Below are 8,897 nucleotides of genomic sequence, written 5' to 3'. Positions count from 1 at the left end.
AACAGAAACAACTGCATATTGGAAACTTGAAGAATTTATATCAATTATAAAATAATTTATTATGGCGGAAATGATACTCAATTATAAAGAAGAAGAACTTATCGGCAAAATAGCAAGTGTGGATACAGGTACCGCGATAGCATTTATACCTGATGATAAAAAAATGTCCGAGTTACAAATAAATCAGTTGATTGCCATTAATAGTCCTCGAGCTGGAACTCATATTGTTGGGATGATTGTAAAAATGGCAAGACGTCTTGACGAAAAATCATTTCTTAATAATATTGACATTGAAGAAGAGAATGATAAGGAAGATTTATCTTCAAATGTAATAAAATTAGTATTTGTTGGAGAACTACGTGATAAAGATGGAGTAAAAGAAAATGTATTTAAACGTAATGTAACTACATTACCCAATATTCAAGCATCTTGTTTCCGAATTGAAGGAGAAAAACTAACAAGGCTTATGGAATGTATTTCCTCCATTGCAGTAAATGTAGTAACCCCATTATCATTAGGAAAGTATTTTATAGATGATAATTCTACTGCATATATTGACGGGGATAAACTATTCCAGCGTCATGCTGCTATAGTCGGTTCAACCGGCAGTGGTAAATCCTATTGTGTTGCGAAACTAATAGAGCAAATGGCAGAACTCAAATCAGTGAATGCTGTATTATTTGATATACATGGAGAGTATTCAGATAGTTCATTTAAGAGGAATGGAATAACACAATTAAAAATTGCAGCACCAAATGATTTGGAAACAGCTAATAAACTTGAAAAAGGAATCCTTATGATTCCATATTGGCTATTAAACTATGAAGAAATGCAAGCTTTGTTATTAGATCGTAGTGACACTAATGCCCCTAATCAAGCAATGCAGTTATCAAAACAAATAATGGTAGCTAAAGAAAGTACAGTTAGAGGCACAGAATATGAAGGTAAAATTACATTAGATAGTCCAGTAGCTTATGACTTAAATTTGGTTTTGCAACATTTACATCAACTCGATTCAGAAATGGTACAAGGTGCAAGAGGTGATAAAGCTGGTCCTTTTAACGGTAAACTAACTCGCTTTAATCAGCGTCTTGAAAATAAGATGTCCGACAAGCGCATAGGGTTTATGTTTTCTCTTACAGATGAGGAAAAGAATTCGGATTGGCTTCACTCTTTCTGTAAACAACTGATGGGAACTTCACAAGTGTGTACTGGTGGTATTAAAGTTATTGACTTGTCTGAAGTACCTTCGGATATTCTACCTCTTGTTATAGGTCTTATTGCTAGAATTATTTTCTCAGTACAGCAGTGGTCTGCAAAAGAAAAACGACATCCGATAGCATTACTTTGTGATGAAGCACATCTTTATGTTGAACAAAACGAAAACACGGACGCTGTTTCTGCAATTGGATTAAAAAGTTTCGAGCGTATAGCGAAAGAAGGACGAAAATATGGTGTAAGTTTGGTTATCATAAGTCAAAGACCATGCGAAGTAAATAAAACAGTTCTAAGTCAATGTAATAATTTTATAAGTATGCGTCTTACCAATGTGGAAGATCAAAATACAATCAAACGTCTTTTACCTGATAATCTTGGTAATATAGCAGATAATCTTGCCTTATTGGATATTGGTGAAGCTATTGTCGTTGGAGATGCTACATTACTTCCTTCTCGTATTAAAGTGGAGGAACCTAAAATAAAACCACATAGTAATACAATACAATTTTGGCAAGTGTGGGGTCAAGATATCAGTACTCAAGATTTGGATGTAGCTGTAGGAAATATTATAAAACAATCAAAATCCTAACAAAAGAAATAAATTACAATATGAGAATTCTCAAATAAGTTTTATTATTGATTAATAGCAGTATGACATATAAAAATCATATTTAAATTCATAAGTATTATGCCCAAATCATTATTCAGGATTATTGCCTTTAGATGTCTCCGTCCCGAGAATCCTTTGGAGGAAGAGTGTCATTTTGTAAATCGCATGCAACGTTCGTTATCAAAAACAGACAAATGGTATAAATTTTACCAGGATATAGAAGTTAATGATGATGGCAGTCATGTCTCTATACCAAATAATTTTGCAGATGATGCCATGATTTACGATACGGATAGTCTGAGCATTAGTGTAAGTGCTATTGTTGGGGAGAATGGCAGTGGAAAGAGTTCAATTTTAGATATGATGGTGAGAGTGTTGAACAATGTTGCTACAGCCTTAATGGGGGAAAAACCACAATATGCTGCTGCGGAACACGTGCATTATATTGAACATGTATATGGGAGTGTGTTGTTTATTCAGAATGAAGAATTGCGAAGATTGGATGTGAAGGGCAGATTGGTTGAAGTGGTTGGATATAGGGAGGTGAATAATGAGGATGATGACAGCAACATTCACTATCAGGCAGGAAGACAAGAAGTGTGGTTGAACGCAATAGATAACAATGTAGATGATTTATTTCTTAGACAAACTAGTCGCTTGCATAAATTGGCTGAACTGTTTTATACGGTTGTTTGTAATTATTCGTTGTATGCTTATAATCCAAGTGATTATTGGGAAGAATTTACAAAAAAGGAACGTATCGAAAAAATTAGACCAAAAGTAGACTATATCAATTATCCTTATCTAAGATGTTGGCTGACAGGACTATTTCATAAAAACGATGGTTATCAAATGCCTTTGGTTCTGAACCCTATGCGAGATAATGGTATTATTCATGCTCCCAAAGAGAACTATCTTGCCAAAGAGAGAATTTTGTCTATGCTCTTTTATAAAGATGATCGAAATAATAATGAAATTGACAGATATCCGTTTAGAGTCATCAATCGAGACCATGTTATCGTGGGGTTTGTACTGAATTCACGAATGGACGAGGAAACGAGATGGACCAAGGAATGGATGGTGGGAAAAAAGTTATTTGGTAAGAAGAGCCGATTATATACAGAATATGAAGAGATTGAGAATGAGATACTGAGTTATCTTCAAGATTTGTTGGGTATTAGAAGGGAAGGCTATAAGCATTTGTTGGCTTATAGATACCTTACGTACAAGATAATCAAGATTGGGCTGACTTACAAGAAATACAATAAAATAATAAGTAATTTGCGGAAGGAGAATCGAAGCATTGAACTATTGCATCATCACTTGGACGAACTGATTAAAGACCAGTCTCATATCACTATGAAATTACGCCGAACATTAATGTTTCTTATTACTGAGATTTATGATGTTGAAGGAGTGTATCATTTAGGGGATATTCAGAATCAGGCAGAAATATATAAAAATAACAATAATGAATTAAATATTTTTCTACATCTTAATTTGACGGATTTTCTACCACCTCCCATCTTTGATATTGAATTTAGAATTGTACGAAGAGAAGATATTAATCAAAATGGAGAATATGATGACAGGAATATAATTCCTTTTTGGAGTCTTAGTTCGGGGGAGCGTCAAGTAGCATACGTCATAAGCAATTTTGTATATCATCTAGTCAATATTAACTCTGTTCATACTATAGAGGATGAGAAAGTTGCAGGTTTGCCTCTGCTTAAATACAAATATGTGAACGTTGTATTTGATGAAATAGAACTGTATTTTCATCCAGATTTACAGAGGCGTTTTCTTTTTTTGATTATTTCTGCATTGAGAAATATTCATATTGAACACATTGAGGGTATTAACTTATTAATGGTAACTCACTCGCCATTCGTGTTGAGCGATATTCCAAGAAGTAATGTCCTGATATTGTCTAAACAGAAAGAAATAGCCGGAGAGACTTTTTGTGCCAACATCCATGATATGCTTGGACAGAGCTTTTTTATGGAGTATTCTATGGGGCAAATCGCTCAAGAAGAGATAGAAGAGATATTCTGCCGATACAACAAAAATCAGATTATCAGTGAAAATGATTGGAAACGATATAGGTATGTTGCAAATATTGTGGGGGATGGCTATTTGCGTTCTACTCTTGAACGTGTGATGAATAAACTTAAACGCCGATTAGATAGGAGGAATGAAGAATGATAAAGATGGATTATGGTGATGCCGAGCATCGAAAAAAACTTGAGGAGACATTTGTGGCATTGCTGGACGATGCAGATGAAAGACAGAAGACATGGGGCAAACTCAGAAAGAGGTTGTACAATTTGAAGAACGAGTTTAAAATGCTTTTGCCCACTCAATTGAAAAAACTGATGATATTGCCCTATACAAAACTTGCTGAAATCTATGATACTTATGCCACATTAAGGCTTGCTGAAAAAGATGATTTGCATTTAGCATTAAAGGAGTTGTTTAGTTATACAAAGGAAAAAGGGGGAAGATTCAATGCTTTAAGTGATTCCATCATTGACTTCTTCAAGAACAAAAATAATGGTTTTGATATTCACACCTGTCACTATTGCGACATGACATACATTAACTATTTTCAATATGAGGAGGTCACTAAAAGTGGAAAACGAAGGGGGATAAGAACTCAATTCGACTTAGATCATGTTCTTGATAAAGGAAGATGTCCTTTAGTCGCTTTGAGTTTATATAATCTTGTTCCCACATGTCCAACATGCAATGGCCCTCATATCAAGGGAAAGCGAGTGATGGATGTTAATTTAAATCAGCGTCAAAAACTAAGTCCAACATCCAATTTATACGATTTTGATAATCAAGTAAAAATTTGGCTTCGTCCCAAAATAGAGAGAATTACTAATATGGACTTTCTAAAACATATGGATGATTATGAACTTGATTTTGATACATTGTCAGATGCAGACTATGACAAAGAAATAGATTTTTTCTATCTAAAAGAACGATATAATTATCATAAATGTGAGGCTCTTAGATTGGCAGAATTGAAAGTAAAATACACGTCATCAAAAATAATAGAGATGGCAAGAATCATCTGTAATACTGGGAAAGGAGAACAGAATGAACCGATACCTTTTGCCAATATGATAATAGAACAAATAAGAAGAGATATATTCGGTTTAGAATTTTCAAACGAACATCATCGTTCCTTTCATAAATTACGCAAAGATATATTGGATTTTAATGATGGAGAATAAAAATAGAGGAAAAGTTAAAACAAAGGGAATGTATAAGTTAATAAAGATCTTAATGTATGGTTGGCACAATTGAACAGAAACTTTGTGACGCAAGCAATTAAGCAGAATTTACCTATTTATCAATCGCTCATGATTGATTGGATAATGATACAATACATTACTCTGTTCAAAAAGTAGTGGATTGGATACAAAATCATTATAGATTGTATAATCGCCGACTTCAATAGACAGATCTTTCACAACAGTATTTAAATAAACAGTCTGTGTATCTCCTATGTGAGGATGTATTTTCTTCATCATGGAATTTTTTTGCATTTAAGATAGATAATGGAAAGCACTCCAAGCAATATCACATATAAGTATTCTGCTGTCCAATAGACAGACAGGGATGTGCTTAGATAGCTTATCGTCCATAAATAAATCTGGTAGGCTATGATGGTTACAGTCTGAAAAATGAAGGTTGTACGTGTGGCACCTGTCCCTGTGACAGCATTCATATATACATAACCAGGTAAGGCAAAGGCATAATTCAACAACGCTACTGTAAATGGCAGCTGTGCTATTTGCATTAGGCCCTCATTATCCGAGTAAATATTAAAAAGTGGATTGAAACAGATTATAGAAAGAATAATAAGTGGGAATCCCACGGCATATCCCAAACGGATAACCCGGTTACATAACGGGAAAATCTGATTCTTTTGTCCTGCTCCCAACAGATTACTTACCAATGAGCCGGTAGTTGCTGCCAATGAATTGACAATAACAAAAAACAAGGTAGATATGCTACGTATTACATTTGTCGCTGCCAGTTCCAATTCGCCTAAATGCTCAATGGCTAAGAAGAAGGCAAACCATGAGGCCACACCAATAAACGGATTGAACATGCTCCAGATAGATACACGGCAGACATGATGGAATATGTTTTTATTAAACTGCCAGTTCAGACCATAAACCTTTCTGTCCATTTTTCGTAAAACATGGATAGACAATATTATCAATGAGCATAATTCAGCAAAAGATGACGCTATTGCAGCACCTGCTATTCCCATATCGAAATAAAATATGAAAAGCCAATTACAAGGTATATTCACCAATACAGCAGTGAAGGCAGCTTTGTTCAAGGGCTTTGTAAGTGTGATACCGACCAGGAAAGACCGCAACGCAAGAAATGGGAAAGAAAACATTAATCCCCAAATGCGCCAGTCCAGATAGTCAATAACAGCAGAATAGACTTTCTCAGATGCAATCAGATTGCTCAGAATCATGGGAGATAATATTTTCGAAATAGTGCACAGTAGAACTGCTAAACCAGACAGAAAAAACAATCCCTGAAAGAATGTTCTACCTGTTTCTGAATATTGTTGCTCGCCATTACGCCGTGCAATGACAACCTGTAAACCTATACTGAATCCGAAACCGAGCATATAAATGGCGAGATACCAGATCCCAGCGAGTGCGGATGCTCCTAATTCTATTTCACCAACATGACCTAAGAAGATAGCATCAGTTATATTAATAAGTTGTTCGATAAGGATGCTCATCATAACCGGAAAGTTGATGAGCCATATGTTTTTATATGTATAATTCATTGTTCAACATGATAAAATACAACAAATCCTGTCAACTGGTGACATAACTTATTTGTAAAGTAATTATTTGATATAATGGCAAAATAAAGAAGTACAGACCTGTATTATAAGCCTGTATATTAATAGCTTGAATTGAAAATGCTATTTATTATGCGCAGCTATATGCACAATTGCCATTTCATAGGTTGAACAATCTTTGTTTTTAATATCCTATGTACAAAGGTAATAAAAATAGAAATAGATTAATGCTTTTCTGTATTTTTATAATCTTCCGTTGTCATTCCATTCTCCGTAGAGAAGTCCTTTTTGGGTATTTTCTATGAATTTGTTCAGGCGACTTTCAAAAAGTTCGGGTTGATTCTTTTTAATTTGAATCGTATCAATTCTGATTCGCCTATATAAATCAGGTAATTGGCAGAAATTGTTCCACACTACCGGGTCGGATTGTAGCCTCTGCAATATATCCTTGTCTATGATAAAACCATTAGGTGACATATCCGGTAGAACGGCTCTTCCGGCATCGGTCATCAGTCCTAAACGTTCCATTCTGCGGCATCTTTCTTTATTGAGCTCGGACCAATTGCTTTTTGGCTTTCGTAGACAAATTTTCTGGACTGTTACATCATCTGCTATTTTTTTAGTAGTACTGTCTATCCAACCGAAGCATAGGGCTTCTTCTACAGCATCGATATACCAGAAAGTATTGTTATCCGTAGGTCTTCCACGTTTTACCACTATCCAGCATTCTTTCTCTGTTTTATGGTTATGTATTAGCCATTCACGTAGTTCTGTTCTTGATTTGATATCCAATAAATTATGAATTTCCATTGTCGGCCATTTTGATTTGTATTTCAAAAATACGGAAATATCTTCAATGTTCATCGGATGACTTAAAAAGATATTCCAATAATTTCTCAATATAGTTGAGTCCTTTGCTAGGATTACATCTTTATAAATCCTCATTGGCAAAATTTTCCCATACAACAAGTGGCAGGTAAGTATACCATATTCATCATCATTGCATTATATCAGAAGCTATATTCCCAATATACACGATTCATAGAGGAGAAAGATAGTAAACAATATAGAACTATCAATCATTATCTAAAGGTAGTTTGTGATTAAAGACTATTATTGGTACAACCTATCATATAATAAACAGATCTCATATTTTAGCTTTATTATATGATAGGTTAGATTCCTCAAAATATAGTTTGTATCAGCAACCACTTCCGTCTATATTACATGACATTCCTTCTGTAATTGGTCTTGAAGTAAGTCCGGCTTCTTCTGGTATGAGTGTAACAGAACCATCCTCTAAAACAAAGCATGGAATACCTGCAGCTCCAACTTTTTTCGCTTCATTAAAAACAGGGCTGTTATCACGGATCCTTAGAAATTCCTTTAAATATTTTACATGCGAACCTATGTTTATAATCTCATATCTGTCGTCTCCCTGTATCTGCTCTTCAACATAAATACAGTCCGGACAAGTATTCATACTATAAATTTTAATCATGATGTATATTGTTATAAATTATTACTATTGTGCTGGGCATTGATAGTGAGAAACAAAAGATATATCTCAAAAGTATGAAATGTCTTTTAAATATAAAAGTGCTTATTGCTTTTTTATACAATTCTACGTTATGTGATACAATCGTTTTTGATGAATTGATGAAATGATGAGGTTATTGTTTGGATTTTGATTATGTCAATTTAGAATAAAAGTATGGTTTTAATGCATCTTAAAGAAGTTTTTTGTTAGATACTATTATCCTTTCTATACTATACTTACATTTGGAGCGATCAAGTTTATTTGTTTGCTACTTTAAGCCCTATTTTCTTGTACATTGTTATTTTGCTCTAATCTTATTTTAGATAGGTATAGTGTACAACAAAAATTCTATTTCTCGAGGTTATTCTGTTGTATAATTTTGTTGGACATTCCAGTATAAATTGTTTCAGTCGTATATGATATATTGGGGACTTTTAATAAAAAAAGCTCTAAGTCTGTATTGGTTTTCTATCTCTCTTGATATGATAAAAACGGCAGTAGCTGCTGGAGAATAACTTTTGAATTTAGCTAGTTTTAAGCCCTTCTTACGATTCTTTTTGTGTGTTGTATATATTGGTGCAGCTGATAATATTTTGATCCAAATTATGGCAAATATTCAATCTTCTGTTCTGTAAACTGCATAACAAAATTATCCAGCTTGCTGCCATTTTAAACTGTCT

Annotated in this window: 6 protein-coding genes and 1 pseudogene; 3 read left to right on the top strand and 4 right to left on the bottom strand. The window is 34.1% G+C overall.

Features of this window, described 5'->3' with window-relative positions; genetic code table 11:
* The first annotated feature begins 61 nt into the window (after window positions 1-61).
* The 3 genes from I6E11_RS13620 to I6E11_RS13610 all read left to right on the top strand — a co-directional run bounded on the left by I6E11_RS13620 (window position 62) and on the right by I6E11_RS13610 (window position 5,070).
* On the top strand, window positions 62-1,807 hold the full coding sequence (locus I6E11_RS13620; RefSeq protein ID WP_235338695.1) for an ATP-binding protein: 1,746 nt from the start codon (window positions 62-64) through the stop codon (window positions 1,805-1,807).
* 99 nt (window positions 1,808-1,906) lie between these two features.
* On the top strand, window positions 1,907-4,033 hold the full coding sequence (locus I6E11_RS13615) for an AAA family ATPase (RefSeq protein ID WP_235338694.1): 2,127 nt from the start codon (window positions 1,907-1,909) through the stop codon (window positions 4,031-4,033).
* Entirely contained in the window at window positions 4,030-5,070 is a 1,041-nt protein-coding gene (locus I6E11_RS13610) for a hypothetical protein (RefSeq protein ID WP_235338693.1), read from the top strand. The genes I6E11_RS13615 and I6E11_RS13610 overlap by 4 nt, the downstream gene beginning before the upstream one ends.
* A 17-nt stretch (window positions 5,071-5,087) precedes the next feature.
* Here the strand turns inward: I6E11_RS13610 and I6E11_RS13605 are convergent.
* The 4 genes and pseudogenes from I6E11_RS13605 to I6E11_RS13590 all read right to left on the bottom strand — a co-directional run.
* Window positions 5,088-5,370, bottom strand: a pseudogene (locus I6E11_RS13605) (CatB-related O-acetyltransferase); the annotation flags it as partial.
* The gene (locus tag I6E11_RS13600) at window positions 5,367-6,659 is read right to left on the bottom strand and encodes an MATE family efflux transporter (RefSeq protein WP_235338692.1); all 1,293 of its coding nucleotides are present in this window, start codon (window positions 6,657-6,659) and stop codon (window positions 5,367-5,369) included. The pseudogene I6E11_RS13605 and the gene I6E11_RS13600, both read right to left, overlap by 4 nt.
* A 261-nt stretch (window positions 6,660-6,920) precedes the next feature.
* Complete coding sequence (locus tag I6E11_RS13595; RefSeq protein WP_235338691.1) at window positions 6,921-7,487, bottom strand: YdeI/OmpD-associated family protein; 567 nt, start codon at window positions 7,485-7,487, stop codon at window positions 6,921-6,923.
* Window positions 7,488-7,878: 391 nt separating this feature from the next.
* Complete coding sequence (locus I6E11_RS13590) at window positions 7,879-8,178, bottom strand: glutaredoxin-related protein (RefSeq protein ID WP_235338690.1); 300 nt, start codon at window positions 8,176-8,178, stop codon at window positions 7,879-7,881.
* Window positions 8,179-8,897 lie beyond the last annotated feature (719 nt).

The organism is Bacteroides caecigallinarum, from assembly GCF_021531075.1.
Classification (GTDB): domain Bacteria; phylum Bacteroidota; class Bacteroidia; order Bacteroidales; family Bacteroidaceae; genus Phocaeicola; species Phocaeicola caecigallinarum_B.
The sequence above is the reverse complement of the archived record's forward strand: the minus strand, read 5'-3'. Positions and strand labels throughout refer to the sequence as shown.

Excerpts from the sequence above, each read along its gene's own strand:
- I6E11_RS13600 (WP_235338692.1), bottom strand. The coding sequence starts at position 6,659 with ATGAATTATACATATAAAAACATATGGCTCATCAACTTTCCGGTTATG.
- I6E11_RS13620 (WP_235338695.1), top strand. The coding sequence starts at position 62 with ATGGCGGAAATGATACTCAATTATAAAGAAGAAGAACTTATCGGCAAA.
- I6E11_RS13595 (WP_235338691.1), bottom strand. The coding sequence starts at position 7,487 with ATGGAAATTCATAATTTATTGGATATCAAATCAAGAACAGAACTACGT.
- I6E11_RS13590 (WP_235338690.1), bottom strand. The coding sequence starts at position 8,178 with ATGATTAAAATTTATAGTATGAATACTTGTCCGGACTGTATTTATGTT.
- I6E11_RS13615 (WP_235338694.1), top strand. The coding sequence starts at position 1,907 with ATGCCCAAATCATTATTCAGGATTATTGCCTTTAGATGTCTCCGTCCC.
- I6E11_RS13610 (WP_235338693.1), top strand. The coding sequence starts at position 4,030 with ATGATAAAGATGGATTATGGTGATGCCGAGCATCGAAAAAAACTTGAG.